Here is a 23,271-nt window from a genome sequence, read left to right as displayed (position 1 = left end):
TTTATGTATAAATTTAATTTCCTCAGATTTTTTAAAAACACAGTAAAAAAAAATAAGTATAAAATTGCTTTGATTGATATTGATCATAAAAAATATAATTTTCAATATCTTGATTTTCATAGTGATAAGTTTGCAACGTATTTAGAAAAATATAAGAAGGATAATAATGTAATTGCAATTGATAGTGAGAAAAGCTTAGGTACAATAATCGCTTTGTTGGCTTGTCTTAAAATAGGACTACCATATTTTTTTTTAGATATTCATTTACCAAAGAATAGAATTAAGGAAATATTAAAAAAGACTAGATGTAAATTTGTTATTAGTAAAAACAGAATATCTTTTGCAAAAAAATTGGATATTAAAAAAAGTAAAAATATAAAAAAAATATCTTACACATCATGTAATAGTGATGATATTGCATATATAATGTTCACTTCCGGATCAACTGGTTCTCCCAAAGGTGCATTAATCTCTCATCAAAGTGTAATCAATTTTGTTTTGTGGTGTAAGAAAAATTTTTTACTTGATAGTAAAGACGTTTTTTCACAATTAAACCCTTTATATTTTGATAATTCTGTTTTTGATCTTTTTAATAGTATGTTGCTTGGAAATACCTTGGTTCTTATACCCCAATTAGATATTAACGATCCATTAAAATTAATTAATATATTATATAAACATAATTGCACAGTTTGGTTTTCTACTCCATCTTTATTAATTTATTTTATTAATTTTAACTTGTTAGATAAGAAAAAATTTAAAAAAATAAAAAAAATAATTTTTGGTGGTGAAGGATTTCCAAAAGCAAAATTAGAAATTTTATTTAATAAATTTAATGACAAAGTTTTTTATAATGTTTATGGGCCAACCGAATGTACATGTATTTGTTCAAGATATTTAATTTCTAAAAAAGATTTTATAAAAAATAACAAATCTATAAAAAGTAATTATGCACCCATAGGTTCAATTGCTGAAAATTTTAATTATAAAATTGTGGATCAAAAATTTAAAGAAGTAAAAAAAGGAGATATAGGTGAGTTAATTTTATATGGCCCAAATGTAGCATATGGTTATATTGGAGATAAATTAAATACTGATAAAAGTTTTATTTTAGATATTAAAAATTTTGATAACCAAAGGGGTTACAAAACTGGAGATTTAGTAAAAGAAAATATATCTAATAATCAATTATTTTTTATTGGTAGAAACGATACACAAATTAAACACATGGGCTATAGAATAGAACTTAATGAATTAGAAATTGTTTTAAACAAGCTATCCTCTATTAAAGAAACTTGTGTTTTTTACATTAAGAATAAAGCCAGAACATATGGAAAAATAGTTTCTGTTATCTCAACAAACAGACAAATATCAAAAAAGGAAATATACACATTTATACAAAAGTATTTACCAAAGTACTTTTTGCCCCAAGAATTATTTTTTGTTGATGATTTACCGAAAAATAGTAATGGAAAAATAGATAGAGCATTAATTAAAAAAAAATATGAAAAAAAAATTTAACTTTAAAGGAATAGATAAAATTTTTGTTGAGGATTTAAATTCATTATCTGAAAAAACTTCACTTAAAAATTTATCTAATTGGGATTCTTTAAAACAATTGGAGTTGGCTTCACTGTTAGAAAAAAAAATAAAAAAAAAACTATCTGTAAAAGAAATTCTTGAAATAAAAAATATTAAAGATTTAAAAAATAAAATTAAGTGAAAAGAATAATAATAACAGGTGCCACTGGATCTATTGGTAACGAAATAGTAAAATATTTTTATAAAAGTAATGAATTAATTTGTATAGATATAAATAAAAAAGAATTAAAAATTTTAAAAAATAAATTCAAGAAAATAAAAATTTATGAATGCGATATAACAAACCAAAAAAAAGTAGATGAACTTTTTAAAAAATTGAATTTGAAATTTAAGTACTTCGATATTTTAATAAATAATGCTGGAAAGATTTATAACCAACCTATAGTAAAGTTAACAACTAGTGGCTTTAAATCTCATAATTATAAAATCTGGAAGAATATATTAGATTTAAATTTAAATTCTGTATTTTTGTTTTCTTCAAAGATCATTGAGAATTTTTGCAACAATAGAACCGGGGGACTGATAATAAATATTAGTTCAATAAGTGCAAAGGGGAATATTGGACAATCTGCATATTCAGTTGCTAAATCAGGCATTGAGATACTAACCAAAATATGGGCACAAGAACTCAGCAATTTAAATATTAGAGTTGCATGCATAGCTCCAGGTTTTTTAAACACTAGAAGTACATATAAATCCTTAAGTAAATTTCAAATTGATCATTTAAAAAATATTACTCCAATTAAACGGTTGGGCAATACAAAAGAACTTATTCTTGCTATAAAATTTATAATTAATAATAAATTTTTTAATGGAAAAGTTTTATCTCTTGATGGTGGATTAGAGATATGAGTGAAAAATTTTTAATCATTTTTGGTATTGGTCAACAGTCAGATATCATTTCTTTTTATTTGAATAAATTATCTAAAAAAATTTATGCATATTGTGTTGATGAAAAATTTTATAAAAAAGATACTTTTAGGAAAACGAAAGTTATCACAACTCAAGATCTTATTAAAAATTATAAACCTAAAAATACAAAAATGCACATAGCAATTTCTTATAAGAAATTGAATAAACTCAGGTATGAAAAATACAATTATTTTAAAAAGAAAGGATACTCATTTGAAAATGTTATATTTAATTCAAGTTTAATTGATGATAAAGTTAATGTTGGTGAAAATGTAGTTTTATTAGACAGCTATATTCAACCTTATTCTAAAGTTGGAAATAATACTTTTATTTGGAGCGGTGCGATTTTAGGTCATCACAGTTCAGTGGGTAATAATTGTTGGATATCCTCTGGATGCACTATAGGAGGTAATTGCAAAATAAAGGACTATAGCTTTTTGGGGTTAAACTCTACTATTGGACACTTTGTAACCATAGGAAATAACTCTTTTGTTGGTTCATCTTCACATGTTACAAAAAATTTATCATCCCAAAGCGTAGTAATCCAAAATGATTCAAGACAAATTTCTTTTGATCCTGAAAAATTTTTAGAAATTAATAAGTTTAAATGAATAAGTGGAATAATTTTTTTTTAAAAAATGATGGAAATAATTTTCCACATCAATCTTTAATAATTTTTTTTAATAGAAATTTTTCTAATTTAAAAAAAAAAATAAATATTCTAGATTTAGGATGTGGTACTGGCTCTACTTTAATTTTACTTAGAAAGAAAAATTTTTTTATAGATTGTGTTGATATTTCAAAAGAGGCATTAAAAAAATTAAAACAAAAACATTTAAATAAAAATGTAAAAACTTTTAACTTAGGGTTTAATGATTTTTTAAAAAATTCTAAAAAAAAATATGATTTAATAATTGATGGAGCCTCACTTCAACATCAAACTGAAGATGATTTAAAGATTTCATATAGTTTAATAAATAAAAATTTAAAAAAACAAGGTTATTTCTTTAGTATAAACTTAAACTCTTCTAAAGGATTAAATGATGAAAGTTTTAATGTCACAAAATTAAAAAAAAAAAAATTGCTTTATTTTTTTAAATTATGCAATTTAAAAAACATAGATTACAATTATTATTATTATACAGAAAACAATTCAAAAGATTTTATTAAATTTAATATCATTACTGGACAAAAATGACCTCATGAAGATAATAGGAACAAAATATTCTGGTTTAGAAAGTGCAGTAAGTTTTTTAGATACAAAAAGCGACATATTTTTTGCACTGCAATCTGATAGAGTTTCAAGAATAAAGAAAGACAATATAGACATTGATCAAACTTTAAAATATTTAAATAGTAGAGAGTTAATACCTAATGAAGTAGATGTGGTTGCCATACCGTTTTCTAATTTTTCAGGTAAAGATGGTATACTTGAAATGCAGTCACCTACTTTTTTTTTTTTAAAAAAAGAGAAAGTTGCTAGAAAATATATTAAACCAAAATATTTTTCTGATTTAATAAATGTAGATATTAAAACCATTGCTATTTCTAAGAAGGATATTAGATGGCAATACTATTCATTAATGCATAAGTTTTTTTCAAATTTTAGAAAAGTAGAAAATTTGAATAAATTTTTTGTAAAAAAAACAATAAGTAATATTTTTAAAACTAACAATATTACTGTTCCTAAGATAGAATTTTATGACCATCATTTAAGTCATGCAGCTTCTTGTTTAACTATTGACGACTTTGACCTAAATAAGACTAATTATATATTTGTATTAGATGAACACGGAGATTTAAAACACTCATCTTTTTTTAAATGGAGTAGTGAAAAATTTGAGTTAATATCTTCAAGTAAAATTACTAAGTTTAATAAAGATAACAGGGATTATATTACTTCTATTGGCTCTTTATATTCTAATTTTACAGAGGCTCTTGATTTGAGGAGAAGTGTAGATGAGGGCAAGGTAGAAGCTTTAGCTGCATATGGAGTCCCGAATAAGAATTTGTTAAAAATTTTAAGAAGAATTATTAAAATAAATAATGCCAACCTAAATTTTTTAATTGATACCAAATTGTATAAAAAATTTTTAATTATAAGTAACTTAAAAAAATATAGAAAAATAATTGGAGATAAAAACTTTGCAGCTACAATACAGTATTTTCTTGAAAAAATAGTTGTAGAAATGTTGAGTGTTTTTAAATCAATTTATAATTTTGATAAAATTTATTTAACTGGGGGAGTTTTTGCAAATGTGATTTTATCTTATAAGGTTTACTCAGCACTCAGTTTAAAATCAGTAAACGTTGTACCCTATATGGGAGATGAAGGTTCATCTGTGGGTGCAGCAGTCTTATCATTAATTAATAATAAAGAAGACCCATTGAAAATCAAAAAAGTTTCAATGCCTTATTTAGGTGATAGTTACAATGATCAAGAAACATTAAGCATATTAAATTTATACAAGAATTCTATAAATTTTGAGAATTTAAAAGATAATTGGGTTAATGATGCGGCTAACTCATTAAAACAAAATAAAATTATTGCCACTTTTTATGGAAAAATGGAGTTTGGACCGAGAGCATTAGGTCAAAGAAGTATATTGGCCAATCCTTTCTATAAAGACACAAGAGATAAAATAAATTTACAGATAAAAAAAAGACCCTGGTATCAACCACTCTGCCCAACAATTTTGGAGGAAGATAGAGAAGAAATATTTGAGCAATCTTTTCATCATAAATATATGTCAACAGCTTTTAAGGCTAAATCTAGATTTAAAGAAATAATACCATCAGCACTTCATGTCGATCTTACTGCTAGACCTCAGTTTGTTACTAAAGAAACTAACTTTTTTTTCTGGAATTTATTAAAAAAGATAAAAGATGAGTACAAATATGGGGTAGTTTTAAATACATCTTTCAATCTTCATGGGAGAACAAATGTCCTGAGGCCAGAGGATGCAATTGTAGACTTTTTAGATTGCAATTTAGATGCACTTTATATTAATAATTATAGAGTGACTAAAAAAATATGAAATGGAAAAAATTAGGTTTAATTGTTAAACCAGAACAATTTAATTTAAAGTGGTGGAATTCTTATGCGATGGATCCTTGTACACTTAAGTTAAAGGGAGATTTGTATAGGGTATTTTTTTGTGGAAGAAATAAAAAAAATATATCTATGATAGGGTATTTTGATTATGATTTAAAGGAGCTTGCAATAAAAAATATTTCAAAAAAACCAATATTAACCCCAGGAGAACTAGGCACATTTGATGACAATGGTGTTACCGCATCTTGTTTGATTAAAAATAAAAAGGAGACTTTTTTATATTATATAGGTTGGAAACCTAAATCTACTACAAGATACTCTTTGATGACAGGTTTAGCAATTTCTAAAAATAATGGTGTAAGCTTTAAAAGATATTCTAGATCTCCAATTTTGAAATTAACAAACAAAGAACCTTTTTCAATATTAACTGCCCCTTATGTTATGAGAATTAAAAAAGATAAATGGTTAATGTGGTATGTTTCTTGTAATGAATGGGTTAATGAAAATTACCCAAAATACGATATTAAGTTAGCTGTATCAAAAGATGGAAAAAATTGGCTTCAAGATGGTAATTCTTCTATAAAATTGAAGAATGAAGAAAGAGCAATAGCAAGACCATCGGTATTATTTGAAAATGGATTATACAAAATGTGGTTTTGTTACGAAAAAAAAGTTGGAAAATATAAAATTGGTTATGCTGAATCCAAGGATGCAATAAATTGGAAAAGAAATGATAAAAAATCATTTATTTCACCGGGAAGAAAAGAAATAGATAACAAAATGATAGCTTACCCTCATGTAGTTAAACATAAAAAGATAAAATATATGTTCTATAATGGTAATGATTATGGAAAAGAAGGTGTTTGCTTAGCCATAGAAGAGTAATTAGTTAATTTTTAATACAACTTATGAAGATTGCAATAAGTCAGCCTACCTATCTACCCTGGCAGGGCTATTTTGCACTGATTGATTATGTTGATGAATTTATTTTTTTAGAAAATATTCAATTTAACAAAAGAAGTTGGCAACAGCGCAATAAAATTATCAATAATGGTAAAGAAATATTTTTAACAATTCCAGTTAAATCTAAGGGTAAGTATCATCAAAATATAATAGATGTTGAATTAGATAATTTTGACAAATTTAAACAAAAACAAATATTGTCTATAAAAAATTCATATTCAAAATGTAGATATTTTGAACAATATTTTGGTGGCCTTGAAAAAATTTTAAACAAAAATCACACAAAATTAGCAGAATTAAATAAAGAATTAATTTTACAAATTTGTAAAAATTTAGATATAAAAACAAATATTTCTAATGATAGTAACTTTAAATTATCATCAAAAAAAAGTGATTATTTGAAAGATATTTGTTTAATAAAAAATTGTAGCAACTATATCTCAACTTTAGGAGCCAAAAACTATTTTGGCGATATAAAATATATACCAAACACTAAAATTAAAATTGATTATTTTGATTTTAGAGACGAAGAATATTTTCAAAAAAGTGAAAAATTTATTTCAAGATTATCAATTATAGATTTAGTATTTAATCTAGGTCCAGATGCATTAAAATATCTCAGAAAAAATTTTTATATATGTCAATAAAAAGAATTTTGATAATACCAGCAAGATCAGGTTCCAAAAGAATAAAAAATAAAAATTTTAAAAAATTTAAAGGCGAACCCATAATAAGTTATTCAATAAAAACAGCTATAAATTCTAAAATTTTTAGTAAAATAGTGATTTCAACTGATAGTAAAAAATATTTTAAATATTTGAAAAAATTTGATGTTGAGGTTTTTTTTAGATCGAAAAAACTTTCAGATGATAATGCTACAATTGAGTCTGTTTTGAGAAATGTTTTAAATGAATATGATAAATTTTTTAAAATTTTTAATGAAGTTTGGTGTCTTACTCCATGTTCACCTTTAATTAAATCTAAAGATTTATTAAATGCCTCGAAATTACTTAAAAAAAATAGAAAAAAAATCATACTTCCTGTCACAGAATATCCTGCTCCACTAGAGTGGGCATTTAAATTGGTAAAAAATAAAAAATTAATTCCTGTCAAAAAAAGTTTTTATAAAATTAGATCACAAGATTTATCAAAATCTTATTTTGATACTGGCAATTTTGTAGCAATACCCATTAATCATTTCAAAAAAAAAATTATAGACTTTGATAAACATTATGTAGGATTGGAAATACCAAAATATCGATCTATTGATATTGATGATTTTGATGATTGGAAATTAGCTGAAAAAATTTATAAATAAGAACTTTGATATTGTTAAATAAATAATTATTGATACAAAAACTTTATTGTGAAAAAAATCATCCCTTATGGGCGACAGCATATAGAAAAATCTGATATAGAAAATGTTGTAGCTGCTTTAAAGAAAGATAAATTAACAACAGGATTTCTCACTTTAGAATTTGAAAATAAAATTAAAACATTCTTAAACTGCAAATATTCATTAACTTGTAACAGTGGAACTTCAGCTTTATTTATTGCATTAAGTGCCATAGATACAAATAGAGGTGATATAATTATAATGCCATCAATTAATTTTATAGCTTCATATTCTATTGCAAAATTTTTAGGAGCAAAAGTTTATCTATGTGATGTTGACAAATATACAGGACAGATGCGACCTGAAGATGTTGAGTTTTGTTGTAAAAAATTTGGTATTGATAACTTCAAAGCGTTGATTGTTATGTATAACGGAGGCTATCCACAAAACGCTGAAAAATTTAAGTATTTAAAAAAAAAATATAAATGCCGTATTATCGAGGATGCCTGTCATGCATTAGGAGCATCTTATAATCATAAAAATAAAAATTATAAAATAGGAAGTTGTAAACATTCTGATATTTGTACATTTTCACTTCATCCATTAAAAACTATTACAACTGGTGAAGGTGGAATTGTTACAACGAACAACAAATTTTTATTAGAGAAGATGAGAATGGTTAGATCTCTTGGAATTAAAAGATTAAAAGGAAAACATTGGCAATACGATGTTGTGCAAAAAGGATTGAATTTTAGATTAACAGATTTTCAATCAGCACTTGGAATGAGTCAATTAAAAAAAATTAATAAATTTATAAATCAAAGAAAAAAAATTGCCTCAAGATACACTAAGGAAATAAAAAAAATAAAAGAAATTTATATTCCAGAAGTAATCAGTAATTATAAATCTTCTTACCATTTGTTTATTATTCATATAAATAATAGAAACAAAAATTATAAAGAGAAAATGATAAAGTTTATGTTGAAAAATAAAATAATGCTACAATATCATTATATCCCAATATATAAATTTTCTATTTTTAAGGATAAGTTTATAAATACAAACGCAGAAATTTATTATAAAAATGCTGTTAGTTTGCCAATATATTACAGTTTGAAAAAAAAAGATCAAAATTTAATTATAAAACTTTTAAAAAAATTTATTAATATTTAAAAAAATTAACATGATGACTAAAAAAAAAAATTACAAAAAAAAAATTTACAATAAAATTATTGAAGACGTTTTCAACGAACATTTAAATACAGTCAAAGAAACCCATGTTCAAATTTCTAAAAAAATTGAAGAAGCTTCAAACTTAATCAAAAAATCTCTTACAACTGGAGGTACAATTTATTGGTGTGGAAATGGTGGTAGTGCGGCTGATAGTCAGCATATTGCAGCTGAATTTGTTGGGCGTTTTAAAAAAGATCGTAAACCATTAAAATCTTTAGCATTAACAACTGATACTTCTGTATTAACTTGTGTTGCAAATGATTATAGTTATGAAGAAATATTTTCTAGACAAATAAAGGCATTCGGAAAAAAAGGCGATGTTTTAGTTGCAATTACTACATCTGGCAAAAGTAAAAATATTTTAAAAGCATTAAGTCAAGCAAAAAAAATGAAACTTAAAACTATTGGTTTGCTTGGTAAGGATGGTGGTAATTGTAAAAATAATTGTGATATATCAATAATTGTTCCATCTAAAGTAACTGCGCGAATTCAAGAAGCACACATACTAATTGAACATTTACTATGCGAGTTAGTAGAACATAAATTAGGGTATAATTAATAATCATAAGTTTACTATGTTTATTAAGATTTTTAAAAAAATTGTTGCTGCCAATACAAAAATAATTAAGTTATTGTTTTTATAAATTTAAAAATAAATTTTAGAATAAATGTTCATTACTGCTGAAATCGGAATAAATCACAATGGAGATATGTCAATTTGTAAGAAACTTATTGATGTTGCGGTTGAGGCAGGTTGTGATGCAGTTAAATTTCAAAAAAGAGATATTGATGAAGTTTATACACAAGAATTTTTAGCTTCCTCAAGAGAAAGTCCATGGGGTACTACCCAAAGAGAACAAAAAGAGGGACTTGAATTTGATTTCAACCAATACAATGAAATTGATAATTATTGCAAAGAAAAAAAAATAGAGTGGTTTGCTTCTGCTTGGGATTTGAAAAGTCAAGAATTTTTAAGGCAATTTAATTGCAAATATAACAAAGTTGCCTCTGCTATGATTGTTTATGAAGAATTGTTAAAAAAAATTGCAGAAGAAAAAAAACATACATTTATATCTACTGGAATGTCTAATTTTGAAGATATACAAAAAGCGGTTGATATATTTAATTCTAAAAAATGTACTTTTGAATTGATGCACACAGTTTCTACGTATCCAATGAAAGATGAAGATGCAAACCTTAAAGTTATAGAGACCTTAAGAAAAAAATTTAATTGTGACGTAGGATATAGCGGTCATGAAGCTGGTCTTGCTATTTCATATGCTGCAGCAGCTCTTGGAATCAGCTCTTTAGAGCGACACATTACTTTAAGTAGAGCGATGTATGGTTCTGATCAATCAGCGTCTGTCGAACCAAATGGATTAAGACAATTAGTAGGTGGTGTTAGAAAAATTGAAAAAGCTTTAGGGGACGGTAAGAAAACAATAATAGAAGCAGAAAAACCAATTGCTAAGAAGCTTCGTGAACATATAAAGATTACCAAATAAAATTATATCTGATAGATATCTAATATCTTTTTGTTCTTTAGTAAAATTTAAACAATGAAAATCAAAAAATGTTACTTGTGTAAATCTGCTCATATCTTTCAACGCTCTGGTTCAGTAAGAGACAACAAAAGATTAAAAATTTTGGAATGCATAGATTGTGGTCTAGTTTTTTTATCTTCAAATAAACATATCAAAAAATTACATTATGAAAATTCTGGTATGCATAACGGTAAAAAACCAAATGTAACAGAGTGGTTAAAACAAGCAAAATCTGATGATTTGAGAAGATATAGATTCCTTAAAAATTATATAATTAATAAAAAAGTAATTGATTTTGGTTGCGGTGCTGGGGGATTTTTAAAATATATTTCTAAATTTGTTAAAAAAGCTGATGGGATTGAGCTTGAAAAGGCAATGCAACAATCGTTTATGGAGAGAAAATTAAATGTTTATACTAGTTATGAAAACGCTGCTCAAAGTAAAAAAAAATGGGATATTTTGACTGCCTTTCACGTTGTTGAGCATTTGGTAGATCCCAAAGAAATCTTATTAAAACTTTCTAAACTGTTAAAAGATAATGGTAAGATTATTATAGAGGTTCCAAACTCAGAGGATGCTCTCTTAACTTTATATGAAAATAAAGCTTTTCAAAATTTTACATATTGGAGTCAACATTTATATTTATTTAATGATGACAATTTAAAAGAATTAGCCAAGCAAGCAAAATTAAAAGTTGAATGGATAAAACATATTCAACGTTATGCGTTAAGTAATCATTTATTTTGGTTATCTAAAGGAAAACCAGGCGGACACAAAGTGTGGAAATTTTTAAACAATGTTTATTTAAATAGAAATTATGAAAAACAATTAGCATCAAAAGGCATAACAGATACCATTATGATTTGTTTAAAAAAATAATAGATTAATCTTATATTTTTAATCAAAAAAAAAAATATGGAAATATTAAAACTTAATCAAATTAGTATTTTGAATTATTTTTAATTAAGGTTTTATAGTATGAAAAAAAAATATGGAATTATGCAAGGAAGATTGTTACCAAAGTATAAAGGAAGATATCAAGCACATCCTATAGGTTTTTGGGAAGATGAATTTCCAATTGCATCTAAATTAGGATTAGATTCGATAGAGTTTATCTTGGATTATAATGATGCAAGTAAAAATCCATTATTAGCACCCGGTGGAATAGAAAAAATTAAGAAAATAGAAAAAAAAAGTGGAGTTAAAGTTCGTTCAATATGCGCTGATTATTTTATGGAAGCTCCAATTCATACTAATGAAAAAATTATTGTTGATAAAAGTATCAAAATACTTGAAAAACTTATTAGGAATGCATCATTATTGAGTGTATCCGATATAGTTATCCCTTGTGTAGATAAATCAAGTTTAGGTAATAAAAATTATCTAAATAATTTTGTCAAAAATATTAAATCAGTAATACCACTTGCAGAGAGCAAAAATATAAACTTATCTCTTGAAACTGATTTATCTCCATCAAAATTTGCAAATTTACTTGATAAGATTGGTTCTAATAATGTTACTGTAAATTACGACATAGGCAATAGTGCAGCGAAAGGATTTGACCCTTTAGAAGAATTTAATGCATATGGAAAAAAAATAACAGACGTTCATGTAAAAGATAGACTATTTGGAAAAGGACCAGTTTTTTTGGGAAAAGGGGATGCTGATATTCCTAAAGTCTTCGAAATACTTTTGAAAATTAATTATCAAGGTATTATTATTTTTCAAGCTTTTCGAGATAACGAAGGTGTTGAGATTTTCAAAAGTCAATTTGAATGGTTTAAAAATCATATAAAGATATGAAAAAAATTCCAATAAAAAAAATGGAGAGTAATAGAATTGAGTTAAGACCTTTTTCTATAAACTATGTATCTAAAGAGTATTTAGAATGGATGAACGATAAAGATATAACAAAATTTATCAATAAAGCTAAAGATAAAACTTCTCTAGAAGATTTAGAATTATTTAGTAAAAATATGATTAATAGTAATTTTGATTATTTCTTTGCAATAATATTTAAGGACGAAAATTGTCATATTGGCAATGTTAGGCTTGGACCTGTTGATTTTAATTTAATGAGTAGTAATTTTGGAATTTTAATTGGTGATAAAAATTTTCATGGTTTAGGCTTAGCAACAGAAGTTTTAGAATTAATCAAAGATTTTGGCTTTAATTACTTAAATCTGAAAACAATTAGATTTGCAGTTGTTAAAGAACATTCTGCGGCCATGCGTCTTTATGCCAAAACAAAATTTAAATATTTAGGAGAAACAAAAAAAACATTTGATAAAAATGGAGTATCGTGGAAGCTTGTTGAGTGGTCTATGTCGAATTTAAATTACGAAAAAAATAAAAATGAATAAGCATTTAAAACATATTGCAGTAATTCCAGCCAGAGAAGGTAGTGTTGGTTTGCCAAAAAAAAATCAATTGTTATTTGACAGTACAGCAAAATTTTTAGAAAAATTAAATTGGATTAGTGAAGTGATTGTAACTAGTGATGATCAAATAATTTTAGATAAAGCAATATCAAATAATTTTAAAGATTACAAAAGGTCTAATTATTTGTCTGGATCAGACATTTCAATCAAATTAGTATTCAAGGATTTAATTGATAAATTAAATTTTAAAGAAAATTATATTTTATGGCTTTTTTACTTACCTATTGTATATAAAAATTTAATCGATTTTCAAAATGCAAAAAAAATAATAGAAAAAAATAGTGTAAAAAGTTTATGCTCTTTTGTGCCTTCAAAAACACACCCATTTTACACATGGAGGTATGATGATAAAAATAAAAAAATAAGTCAATTTATAAAAAACGACGTTTTTAGACGTCAAGATCTGCCTTCAGCATGGATGCACTATCATTATCTTTGCTGTTTTAAAGTAAGTGAGCTAGATAAACTTAATAATGAATTACTTAATTCTGAAACTCACCCAATTTTTTTAACTAGAGAGTATTCAAAAAATTTAATTGAAATCGATTCCAAGGAAGATCTTGAAAAATGGCATAAAATAAATAACAAATTATAAATAATTTATGAAAAAAAAAAAACCGAGTATCAAAATTTCAAATAAAATTTATTCTAAAGCAAAAAAAATAATCCCTTCTGGAAGTCAAACATTTAGCAAAGGTGTTACTCAGTTTGTTGAAGGTTTCGCTCCAAAATATTTGCATCGTGGAAAAGGGGCTAACATTTGGGATGTAGATGGTAATAGGTATCTTGATTATGTAATGGGTTGTCAACCTCTTATCTTAGGATATGCAGATCCTGATGTAAATCAAGCAGTAATAAAACAATTAAAACTGGGCTCCACTTTTTCTCTAATGAATAAATTGGAAGTAGATGTGACTGAATTACTTATTGATAATATACCTTGCGCTGAGTCAGCGCGATTTGGTAAAAATGGAGCTGACGTTACCACTATTGCAGTTAGAATTGCAAGAGCAGTAACTGGTCGTAATCATATTGCGTATTGTGGTTATCATGGTTGGCATGATTGGTACATTGCAAATACTGATTTAAATAGTGGTATACCAGACTTTAATAAGAAATTAGCACACAGTTTTAATTACAATGATCTTGATAGCTTAGAAAAAATTTTTAAAAAAAACCCTGATAAGATTTCATGTGTAATAATGGAACCTTTAACTATTCTTGAGCCTGCTTGTTATGGTCCAAAAAATTGTAAATATAAAAAATGTAATAAATTTTGTCAAAAAAATTTTCTTTCAGAGGTAAAAAAAATGGCTCATCATTATGGTGCGCTTTTAATTTTTGATGAAATAATTACGGGATTTAGGTTTTCACTTGGTGGTGCTCAACAACTTACAGGTGTTACTCCAGATCTAGCGACTTTCGCCAAGGCCATATCAAATGCAGTTCCTTTGTCTGCGGTAGTAGGCAAAAAAGATTATATGTCTGAACTAAAAAAAACTTTTTTTTCTTTTACTTATGGAGGAGATTGTATTGGACTTGCTGCGGCTAAAGCGTGCATACCTAAACTTAAACGAGAGAATGTAGCAGACCATTTAGATAAAGTAGGTAAAGAATTAAAAAATGGATTTAATGAATTAGCGTCAAATCATAAGTTGAGAGATTTTATAGAATGTATTGGATATCCCTGCAGAACAGTAATTTCTTTTAATGGAAATGGAAAATATAACGATCTAGAGATTAAATCCTATTTTCAGCAAGAATTATTAAGAAGGGGAATTTTATGGGCCGCATATCACGCATTATCCTGGTCACATAAATCTATACAAATAAAAAAAACGCTTACTGCCTTTGATGAGGTCATGGGATTATTTAAAAAAATTCATTCTAATAATTTAAATCTTAGAGAAAAGATAGAGGGTATTCCAGTCAGACCTGTATTTCGTAAAGTAGCTGACTTTAATTATTATACGCGTAAAAATAATAAATAGTATAATGTTTTCTTAAATGAATTTATTTTAAAATTAAAATAGTAAAATTATAATAATGATTATATAAGTTTTACCTGTAAAGGTATGATTATATTTTCAATAAAAAAAGTAGAAATTTAAATTTTTTAAATTAGTCAATTTTTTTTTAAAAAATATAAATAAATAAAAATGGAGAAATTAGTTAATTGAATAAAAAATTTAATCTAACTAACAAAGTTATTATTATTACTGGTGCACTTGGTTTGCTAGGTAAGAGGCATGTTGAGATAGTTGCTGAAAATGGAGGTATTCCAATAATAATTGATATTAATAAAAAAAATGTTTCTTTGTTAGCGAAAAATATTAATCGAAAATTTAATGTACCCTCTTTAGGCTTAAAAGTAGATATTACAAAAGAAAAAGAGATAATTAATGCATGCAGAGAAATAATTAAAAAATTTAAAACAATTGATGGATTAGTAAATAATGCTGCTAACAATCCAAAAATAGAGAAAATAAAAAATAAAAATTTTTCCAGATTGGAAAACTTTCCTCTTAAAATATGGGAACAAGATATTGCGGTTGGCCTGATGGGGGCTTGGCTTTGCTCAAAACATTTTGGAACAGAAATATCAAAAAATAAAAATGGTGGATCCATTGTCAATATATCATCAGACCTCGGTTTGATAGGACCTGACCAAAGAATTTATTTTAAAAAAGGAGTGCCCAAAGATAAAATTCCTGTCAAACCAGTAACTTATTCTGTTGTTAAATCTGGTCTAATTGGATTAACTAGATATGTCGCTACTTACTGGGCAGATAAAGGTGTTCGTTGTAATGCAATGTGTCCAGGTGGCGTAGAAAACGGTCAAGCAAAGGAATTTTTGAATTTAGTCACAAGCCGAATACCCATGGGACGTCTTGCCAAAAAAGATGAATATCAGGGAACACTATTATGGATGTTAAGTGACGCATCAAGTTATTTAAACGGTGCAATAATACCTATAGATGGGGGAAGAACTGCCTGGTAGTTTTTTAAACTAATAGCTGAAATTTCTTTAAAACAAATGTTTGAAAAAAAAAAATATAATGTTGTCTTCTTAATCAGACGTGAAAAAAAATTAGGCTTTAAAGATGTTGATCATTTATTGCCATTTTTGTATTTTTTAAGCAGAAATCAAGATTATGAATTTAACGCAAAGGGATTTATTTTTGATAAAAAATCAAATTTTTACAAAAATAATGATCCAAGAGTAAAATTATTATCAAATTTAAAAAATGTTGAACTAAGATTTTTATATAAAGAAAATTTTTTAGATAAAATATTAAAATTTTTTATACCTAAAAGAAACTTAAATTCATCAAATATTTTTAATAGAGTCATATCTAAAATAGTTTACAAATTATCTAAACTTAAAAAAACAAGCATTGAATGGAAAAAAGAACTAGGATTTGAATTTGTAAATTCAGAAACACCAATTATTTTTACGTTACATCAAGATCATATTACTCTTGGAATTGTGTCAGACATTAAAAAGGAAAACATGAGCGCAAAATGTATAGTATTACCCCACGGTACTCTTCTTTGTGAAAATACAATGGTGTTAGAAAATGATTTAGAAAAAAATGATACAATTAAGAATGACCCTGGATACGATAAGATTGATTTTCTTTTGAGAACTAGTCATAAAGACCTAGATAATGCAATTTCTAGAGGATTAAATAAAAATAAAGGATTTGTTATCGGTTCCCCAAGGTATTGCAAAGAGTGGTTAGAATTAAAATACAAACTTAAGCTAGATGGAAAAGAAGTCAGTTCAAATATTGAAAATAAAATAAAAATATTATTTTTAATACCAAAAAAACAAATCAATATATTTACTGAAGAGTTAGTTAGGACAATAGATTTTTTATCAAGTTATAATGAATTTGATATCATATTATTAAATAATAATTTATATTATCCAAAATTATCCAAATATATCTCAAGCAGACCCAATATTAGAAGTTATTTAATTTCAGAGGAATATTCCACTTCAAAATTAATTGATTGGTCAGAAATTGTATTTCATGCGGGTACAGGCATAATTTTTGAATCATTTTTAAAAGACAAAATAACTGTGTTTCCAAGGTACCTAACTTGTAATTCATTAATAAGTGAAAAGTACAAAGCAGGATTTAATTTAAAAAATAGAGACGATTTACGATTCTTTTGTAATAGTGCAATTTTCTCAATAAATAATTTAAGGAAAAAATATAAAGAAAATTGTGAAATTGCAAATAAGAAATTTATTAATGATTTTGTAAATGCAAATACAGCTTCTGTGCCCCAAAATATTAATTCGTCAATTTCATCTATCATTAATAATTTTAAAATTTATAAAAGTTAAATATGTTAACTGATCAAAAAAAAATAAATATTTATATACCTATTGAAATAAAAAATAGAGAATTATTATCAAAAGTTTTGTTATCTAATTTTTTAATAAAAAATAATAAAAAAAAAGTACGTTGTTATATTGGATCAAAAACTCAAATAAAAAAACTCATATCGTTTAAAAAAAGTTGCGGTGGAGTATTTATTTATAAAGGTGGTCTATCTTTGAACCAGTTGCTAGAAATAAAAAAAAAAATAGAAAAGTTTCTAATTTTAGATGAGGAGCTTGGACCTGCGGTTGATAATTTAGAAAGAAGTATGTCCAAAAGATTTTGGGAAGGCACAGAAAAATATATTGATAGATTATATGTAATTGGAAAATATGCTTTTGAAGTTGGAAAAAAAGTTTATCCAAAATTGGATAGTCGTATTATAATGTCGGGCTGGCCACGTGTTGATACATGGAGACCAGAATTAAACTATATTTTTGATCATTCAGTAAAGAAATTGAGAAAAAAATATGGAAACTTTATTCTGTTTTCCTCTGATTTTACATTTAATTCAATTAACAGGATTAATAAAGAAAAAGATAAATGGAGGAACTCAGAATGGAAAGTTATGAGTACAAATTTATCTGGAATAGAAGATAATGCTAAAAAGGTATTTTTAGACTATCAAGATACTATTAAATTAATGCATGAACTCGATAAAAATATAAATGTGCCTCTAATTATTATTAGACCTCATCCATCAGATGATTTATTAGAATGGAGAAAGTTATCTAAATCTTTCAAAAAAATTAAAATAATTTTTCAAGGTGAAATGTCTCATTGGATTTATGCATCAAGTGGAGTTTTGCACAGGGGATGCACATCAGCAATCGAGGCTTATATGGCAGGAATTAAAACAGGTCATATCATAACAAATAAAGATAGAGTAAGAAAATCCCTCTCATACAATTTATCTGAGCATTTATATAATTCAAATCAAATTCTTGAATTTTGTAAAAAAAATATTAAAAAAAAGCCAATTCCCCCAACTCATTATAGTGAGTTATTTAACAAATTTGTTAATGTGGAGAAGAAGTATGCCTCTGAAATAATAGCTGAGGATATTATTAATCTTGATATAACTTCTGAGCTCCCATGCAGGTATAATAGATTGAAATATGTCTTAGACAGTTTAAGTGTGAGTTTTATTAATCTGAAAAGTTTATTTTTAATTTTATTAAATAAATATAAAGATAATGTTTTATTACCTTCTAAAATTTATGGAGGTATTACAAAAAAAGAAATTGAGCGAATTTTAAGTAATATTTCGTTAAATCATAATCTTAAAATAAGAAAAGTTTTAAAAGATTGTATTGAAATAGAATAAATTTATTTTTAATTTGAATTTAGAAAAAATTAATTATAAGAGGAATTAGATGAATAAATATAAAATCATAAATAAAGATGAAGTTGACATTTCAGCTTTAGTACGAATGATTTGGGAAAATAAAATTCTAGTTATGGTTATAACGATTTTATTCACCTCTATAGGGTATTATTATAGTCAAACTTTTGATAAATCTAAGGAGTTTACATCTCACATCACAATAAGACTTCCTGGTAGTGAAATGTTTTTTGAATTTCCTAACAGATATATAACTACTGAACAGTATATTGAAGAATTTATTTCAAATTTAGAATCTACCGAAATATTGGTTAAATTTGCAGAACAAAATAATCAAATTGATAATTTTAAATTATATTTAGAAAAAAATAATATCAAATTGGATAAATATTTCATAAATAAATTTGATCAATATGATCCAGATCTTTATAAAAATAGATACCGGTTTCGTTATCATGAAAGTTTAGATGGTAATAATTTTTTAAATGATTATGTCAATTATGTTAAAAATTATTCACTAAGTATAATTAAAAATAGAGTTATTGGAAAAATTAATAATGAACTCAAAGATCATGAGAGAAATTTAAAAATTGCAGGTAAAATTGATTTAGAAAAATCATTGATTCAAGAAATGAGCGGTAACTCAAGCAGTATTTTTTTTATGTATCCTCCAACCGAAAAATATTACAAAGGTAAAGTAATATTAGAAGAAGAAATAAAAAGATTTTCATCATTATTACAAAAAATAGACAATGAGGAATTCAACTACAACCCAATATCAAGTAGAGCATTTGTAAAAGCTACACATGCAAAAAATTATAATAAGTATGTGTTTATTGGTTTCATAACTGGAATTCTTTTGTCAATTGTTATTATAATTTTTAGAAAAAGTATTAGTAAATAATAGGTTATTTTATTTAAAAATAAAAATTTTTAAAGGAATTTTGTTATCAATTGAGACTTTTAGAGTAATATTCTATAGTTTTATTTAGCCCATTAATTAAACTAATTTTTGGTTTCCAATTTAAAATTTTTTTTATTTTTTTAATTTCTGGAAATAAAATTTTTATTTCATCTTTTCTCATTTTAATTTTTCCAAATTGAGGCGAACCCTTACTTATTATTTTTTTTATAGACAAAACTACTTCTTTAACTTTTTTAGGCTTGTTTGTACCAATATTGAAAATTTCACCAATAACATTTTTATTATAGAAAGATAGGCAAATTGCATTTACCACATCATCTATAAAAATAAAATCTCTAAGTTGATTTCCAGGTGTACATGGAAATTTTTTTCCTTTTAAACAATTATTTATCGTAATTGGTATTATTCTATTTATTGATTGATTTGGACCATAAGCTTGAAATAATCGAAAAATAACAACTGGAAAATTTTCCTCTTTATATTTTTTTAATAAAAATTCTGTGGCAAGATATTTAGAGCGACCATAATTTGCTGATGGTTTGCACTTATCGCTTTCTTTTAATGGAGAAATATTTTTACCATACTCTAAACCACTACCCATTTGAACAAATAATTTTAATTTTGGGTGTTTAACAACTGAATAGAGATTTTTACATCCTATAAAATGTGAATTGTAAGTTTTTTTTATATTTGAATGATCAACATAGCCACCAAGATTAATCACATAATCATATTTAGATTTAATTTTTTTTTGTAAGTTTTTTTTATTTGATATATCTGAATAAATATATTTTACTTTTTTAACTTTCCTTGATTGGTCAGGTGGCTTAGTTGATATACATGTGACATCAAATTTCTTTTCAACACAATATTTGATTAAGTGAAAACCTATAAACCCTGTCCCTCCAACAACTAATATTTTTTTTTTCAAAATATTTTTTTTTCTTTTAATATATTTTCTAAAAATTCTTTATCTCTTATGGTATCCATACACTGCCAAAAGCCTCTATGTTTAAAAGCATTTAATTGTTTAAGTCTACAAATTTTTTCTAGAGGCTCTCTTTCTAAAAAAGTATTATCATTTTTTAGATACTTAAAAAATTCTGGTTCCACAACAAAAAACCCACCGTTTATCCAGCTTTCATCTAATTTTGATTTTTCTTTAAAATATAGTACGTTACCTTTTTTTATCTTAAGAGCTCCAAATCTTGCAGGTGGTCTTACTGCCGTCAAAGTTACTAGTTTACCTTGTTTTTTATGATGTTTTATTAAAGATTTAATATTTATATCTGAAAGTCCATCTCCATAGGTTAATAAAAAAGTTTGATTTTTCAAATATTTTTTTAATCTTTTAAGTCTACCTCCAGTCATAGTATTTTTTCCTGTATCAATAATATTGATAATTTTATTTTGATCTTTTTTACTTTTAAAATAATCTCTTATTACTTTACCTTTATAGCCCGCTGCAATATAAAATTCTTTAAATCCAAATTTTGAGTAGTGATCCATAATTCTACAAATTATAGGAACTCTATTTATCTTTATCATAGGCTTAGGAATGGTTTTGGTATACTCAGAAATTCTAGTACCATAACCACCAGCTAAGATTACTACTTTCATTTTATTTTTCTGAAAAATATTTTATTTGTTGTTTTGATAACTCTAAAATGTTTCTTTTTAAAAAGAATTGTTTGTACCAATCTATTGTTAATTTAATTGATTCTTTGCTACTTAGATTACATTTCCATTTCAATATTTTCTTTGCTTTGTTGCTATTAAGTTGAAGCAAGGTATTTTCAAAAAAATTTTCATTTTTATAAATTTTCCATTTTATCTGAGGCCAAATTGTTTTACTTATTTTTAAAATATCAATTACTTTTAAATTTTTATCGTTGGTTGGTCCAAAATTAAATGCTTGACCATGTAATTTTTGGTTTACTTTTAGTTTTACTGCTAGAGTTAGATAGCCATTTAAAACATCTAGTACATGTTGCCATGGTCTTGTAGCGTCAGGATTTCTAATGGTAACCTTTTTATTTTGGGTCCAAGCTTTGATGCAATCTGGAAGAAGTCTGTAGTCTGACCAATCACCACCCCCAATTACATTACCAGCACGTGCAATACCAATTAAAACATTCTTATTTTTATTTGTAAAAAAAGATTTTATATACGATTTAATACAAATTTCTGCGGCTGATTTTGAAGCTCCATATGGGTCGATGCCACCTAAAACTGAATTTTCTTTATATCCTCTACTAGTTTCAAAATTTTTATAAGCTTTATCACTAGTAATCATTATAACTGTTATTTTCTTTTTAAATTTTGTGCATCTAATTGCTTCTAGTAAATTCATACTTCCTAATAAATTTGTTTTCCATGTCTCTTCAGGGTCAATATAAGATTTCTTAACAATAGCTTGTGCAGCTAAATGAAATACAAAATCTGGTTTAAATTCATCAATTGTATGTTTAAGAGCATTTAAGTTATTGATATTAATTTTTTTTGAAATGATTAAATTACTCATTTTAATCAAGTTGAAATGAGACGGATTTGTTGGAACATTAGATGAAATACCAAGTACTTCAGCCCCAAGAGTCTTGAGCCACAGGCTAAGCCAACTACCTTTAAAGCCTGTATGACCAGTAACAATAACCTTTTTTCCTTTAAAATATTTTTGGAACAAGTTCATAAGTTTTTAAAAATTTTATTTTAAGAATTATTTTAAATAATAGAATTTTAACATTCTGATATACTTTTTCCAATATTTAATCCAGAATTTTATTTTTAAGACAGTACCTAAAGACCACTTATGTTTATTGAAAAATTTTTTCATTCCAAGTAAAGAAGATTTATTAATATCAGACAATTGTTGGGTATGTTTGCGTTGAATGACTAATTTTTTTTTTAGTACATAATATTTATAACCATAATGAATTGCTCTTATTATAAAATCTTTGTCATATGATGGATTAATATAGTCATCAAAGCCCCCTAAGCTTATAAAAATATTTTTATCTACCACTAGGTTTGAAACACCAGATCCAGGGTTTGATAAAATAAAGTCATTAATTTTAAGTTTTTCATCTAATTTTTTATATGATGTTTTTTTATTATTTTGAATCTTGTAAAACCATGAGTAAACAATTTTACTTTTTTTTTGCGATATAAAAAATGCTATTTCTTTTAAATAATTTTTATCCCACATATCATCGTCATCTAAAAAAGCTATATAATCTCCTTTAGCCTTAGAGGCCGCTAAATTAGCAGAAGCAGCACCTCTGCCCCTCATATTATGCTCCAGGTAATTAATTGGTACTTGTGTTTTTTTTGATATTGTCTTAATAATTTTTTGTGTTTTTTTGTTTGGTATATTATTTGAAATTAATATTTCTAATGGAGAATAGGTTTGTTTAATTATAGAATAAATAGCATCTTTTAAATATTCATCTCTATTATGAGTAGTGATTACACATGAAATATTTTTTTTTCTCATATATATAAATAACAAGACTTATACC

At 25.4% G+C, this 23,271-nt stretch carries 25 protein-coding genes; 21 read left to right on the top strand and 4 right to left on the bottom strand.

Going from position 1 to position 23,271, the window contains the following annotated elements; all coding sequences use genetic code 11:
- The first annotated feature begins 3 nt into the window (after positions 1-3).
- The 21 genes from ACTTAW_RS00125 to ACTTAW_RS00025 all read left to right on the top strand — a co-directional run bounded on the left by ACTTAW_RS00125 (position 4) and on the right by ACTTAW_RS00025 (position 19,732).
- Positions 4-1,521: an AMP-binding protein gene (locus ACTTAW_RS00125; protein ID WP_440650531.1), complete on the top strand. Its 1,518-nt coding sequence runs from the start codon at positions 4-6 to the stop codon at positions 1,519-1,521.
- Entirely contained in the window at positions 1,505-1,723 is a 219-nt protein-coding gene (locus ACTTAW_RS00120) for a phosphopantetheine-binding protein (protein WP_440650530.1), read from the top strand. Before ACTTAW_RS00125 ends, ACTTAW_RS00120 begins: the two co-directional genes overlap by 17 nt.
- The gene (locus ACTTAW_RS00115) at positions 1,720-2,454 is read left to right on the top strand and encodes an SDR family NAD(P)-dependent oxidoreductase (protein WP_440650528.1); all 735 of its coding nucleotides are present in this window, start codon (positions 1,720-1,722) and stop codon (positions 2,452-2,454) included. Before ACTTAW_RS00120 ends, ACTTAW_RS00115 begins: the two co-directional genes overlap by 4 nt.
- Positions 2,451-3,125, top strand: a complete 675-nt coding sequence (locus ACTTAW_RS00110; protein ID WP_440650526.1) for an acetyltransferase — start codon at positions 2,451-2,453, stop codon at positions 3,123-3,125. Before ACTTAW_RS00115 ends, ACTTAW_RS00110 begins: the two co-directional genes overlap by 4 nt.
- Positions 3,122-3,712: a class I SAM-dependent methyltransferase gene (locus ACTTAW_RS00105; RefSeq protein ID WP_440650525.1), complete on the top strand. Its 591-nt coding sequence runs from the start codon at positions 3,122-3,124 to the stop codon at positions 3,710-3,712. The genes ACTTAW_RS00110 and ACTTAW_RS00105 overlap by 4 nt, the downstream gene beginning before the upstream one ends.
- A gap of 4 nt (positions 3,713-3,716) precedes the next feature.
- The gene (locus ACTTAW_RS00100) at positions 3,717-5,552 is read left to right on the top strand and encodes a carbamoyltransferase C-terminal domain-containing protein (RefSeq protein WP_440650523.1); all 1,836 of its coding nucleotides are present in this window, start codon (positions 3,717-3,719) and stop codon (positions 5,550-5,552) included.
- Positions 5,549-6,454 carry a hypothetical protein gene (locus tag ACTTAW_RS00095; RefSeq protein ID WP_440650521.1) on the top strand — a complete coding sequence of 302 codons (906 nt, stop codon included), beginning with the start codon at positions 5,549-5,551 and terminating at the stop codon, positions 6,452-6,454. The genes ACTTAW_RS00100 and ACTTAW_RS00095 overlap by 4 nt, the downstream gene beginning before the upstream one ends.
- A 23-nt stretch (positions 6,455-6,477) precedes the next feature.
- Positions 6,478-7,179, top strand: a complete 702-nt coding sequence (locus ACTTAW_RS00090; RefSeq protein WP_440650519.1) for a WbqC family protein — start codon at positions 6,478-6,480, stop codon at positions 7,177-7,179.
- Positions 7,170-7,850, top strand: coding sequence for an acylneuraminate cytidylyltransferase family protein (locus ACTTAW_RS00085; protein ID WP_440650517.1), 681 nt, complete (start codon positions 7,170-7,172; stop codon positions 7,848-7,850). Before ACTTAW_RS00090 ends, ACTTAW_RS00085 begins: the two co-directional genes overlap by 10 nt.
- Positions 7,851-7,898: 48 nt before the next feature.
- Positions 7,899-9,041 (top strand): DegT/DnrJ/EryC1/StrS family aminotransferase, encoded by a 1,143-nt coding sequence (locus tag ACTTAW_RS00080; RefSeq protein ID WP_440650515.1) that lies wholly within the window; start codon positions 7,899-7,901, stop codon positions 9,039-9,041.
- A 13-nt stretch (positions 9,042-9,054) separates the two neighbouring features.
- Positions 9,055-9,660: a D-sedoheptulose-7-phosphate isomerase gene (locus tag ACTTAW_RS00075; protein WP_440650513.1), complete on the top strand. Its 606-nt coding sequence runs from the start codon at positions 9,055-9,057 to the stop codon at positions 9,658-9,660.
- Between the two features lie 109 nt (positions 9,661-9,769).
- Positions 9,770-10,606, top strand: coding sequence for an N-acetylneuraminate synthase family protein (locus ACTTAW_RS00070; RefSeq protein ID WP_440650512.1), 837 nt, complete (start codon positions 9,770-9,772; stop codon positions 10,604-10,606).
- Between the two features lie 54 nt (positions 10,607-10,660).
- Entirely contained in the window at positions 10,661-11,524 is an 864-nt protein-coding gene (locus ACTTAW_RS00065) for a class I SAM-dependent methyltransferase (protein WP_440650510.1), read from the top strand.
- Between the two features lie 99 nt (positions 11,525-11,623).
- The gene (locus ACTTAW_RS00060; RefSeq protein WP_440650508.1) at positions 11,624-12,448 is read left to right on the top strand and encodes a sugar phosphate isomerase/epimerase family protein; all 825 of its coding nucleotides are present in this window, start codon (positions 11,624-11,626) and stop codon (positions 12,446-12,448) included.
- Entirely contained in the window at positions 12,445-13,008 is a 564-nt protein-coding gene (locus ACTTAW_RS00055) for a GNAT family N-acetyltransferase (protein ID WP_440650507.1), read from the top strand. Before ACTTAW_RS00060 ends, ACTTAW_RS00055 begins: the two co-directional genes overlap by 4 nt.
- Positions 13,001-13,681 carry a hypothetical protein gene (locus tag ACTTAW_RS00050; protein WP_440650506.1) on the top strand — a complete coding sequence of 227 codons (681 nt, stop codon included), beginning with the start codon at positions 13,001-13,003 and terminating at the stop codon, positions 13,679-13,681. Before ACTTAW_RS00055 ends, ACTTAW_RS00050 begins: the two co-directional genes overlap by 8 nt.
- A 7-nt stretch (positions 13,682-13,688) precedes the next feature.
- The gene (locus ACTTAW_RS00045) at positions 13,689-15,077 is read left to right on the top strand and encodes an aminotransferase class III-fold pyridoxal phosphate-dependent enzyme (protein ID WP_440650505.1); all 1,389 of its coding nucleotides are present in this window, start codon (positions 13,689-13,691) and stop codon (positions 15,075-15,077) included.
- Positions 15,078-15,262: 185 nt separating this feature from the next.
- Positions 15,263-16,087 carry an SDR family oxidoreductase gene (locus tag ACTTAW_RS00040; RefSeq protein ID WP_440650504.1) on the top strand — a complete coding sequence of 275 codons (825 nt, stop codon included), beginning with the start codon at positions 15,263-15,265 and terminating at the stop codon, positions 16,085-16,087.
- A 36-nt stretch (positions 16,088-16,123) separates the two neighbouring features.
- Positions 16,124-17,446 carry a hypothetical protein gene (locus tag ACTTAW_RS00035; RefSeq protein ID WP_440650503.1) on the top strand — a complete coding sequence of 441 codons (1,323 nt, stop codon included), beginning with the start codon at positions 16,124-16,126 and terminating at the stop codon, positions 17,444-17,446.
- A gap of 2 nt (positions 17,447-17,448) precedes the next feature.
- Entirely contained in the window at positions 17,449-18,810 is a 1,362-nt protein-coding gene (locus ACTTAW_RS00030; RefSeq protein WP_440650502.1) for a surface carbohydrate biosynthesis protein, read from the top strand.
- Between the two features lie 49 nt (positions 18,811-18,859).
- Entirely contained in the window at positions 18,860-19,732 is an 873-nt protein-coding gene (locus ACTTAW_RS00025; protein WP_440650501.1) for a Wzz/FepE/Etk N-terminal domain-containing protein, read from the top strand.
- A 46-nt stretch (positions 19,733-19,778) separates the two neighbouring features.
- Here ACTTAW_RS00025 and ACTTAW_RS00020 read toward each other — a convergent pair whose 3' ends face one another.
- The 4 genes from ACTTAW_RS00020 to ACTTAW_RS00005 are packed head-to-tail and all read right to left on the bottom strand — an operon-like array spanning position 19,779 to position 23,246.
- Positions 19,779-20,684 (bottom strand): NAD-dependent epimerase/dehydratase family protein, encoded by a 906-nt coding sequence (locus ACTTAW_RS00020; RefSeq protein ID WP_440650500.1) that lies wholly within the window; start codon positions 20,682-20,684, stop codon positions 19,779-19,781.
- The gene (locus ACTTAW_RS00015) at positions 20,681-21,373 is read right to left on the bottom strand and encodes a sugar phosphate nucleotidyltransferase (RefSeq protein WP_440650499.1); all 693 of its coding nucleotides are present in this window, start codon (positions 21,371-21,373) and stop codon (positions 20,681-20,683) included. Before ACTTAW_RS00015 ends, ACTTAW_RS00020 begins: the two co-directional genes overlap by 4 nt.
- 1 nt (position 21,374) lies before the next feature.
- The gene (rfbG, locus tag ACTTAW_RS00010; RefSeq protein WP_440650498.1) at positions 21,375-22,442 is read right to left on the bottom strand and encodes a CDP-glucose 4,6-dehydratase; all 1,068 of its coding nucleotides are present in this window, start codon (positions 22,440-22,442) and stop codon (positions 21,375-21,377) included.
- A 27-nt stretch (positions 22,443-22,469) separates the two neighbouring features.
- Positions 22,470-23,246, bottom strand: coding sequence for a glycosyltransferase family 2 protein (locus ACTTAW_RS00005; RefSeq protein WP_440650497.1), 777 nt, complete (start codon positions 23,244-23,246; stop codon positions 22,470-22,472).
- Positions 23,247-23,271: the final 25 nt, after the last annotated feature.

Source organism: Candidatus Pelagibacter sp. HIMB1495 (assembly GCF_052047955.1).
Classification (GTDB): domain Bacteria; phylum Pseudomonadota; class Alphaproteobacteria; order Pelagibacterales; family Pelagibacteraceae; genus Pelagibacter.
This window is presented reverse-complemented; position numbering and strand designations above follow the sequence as displayed.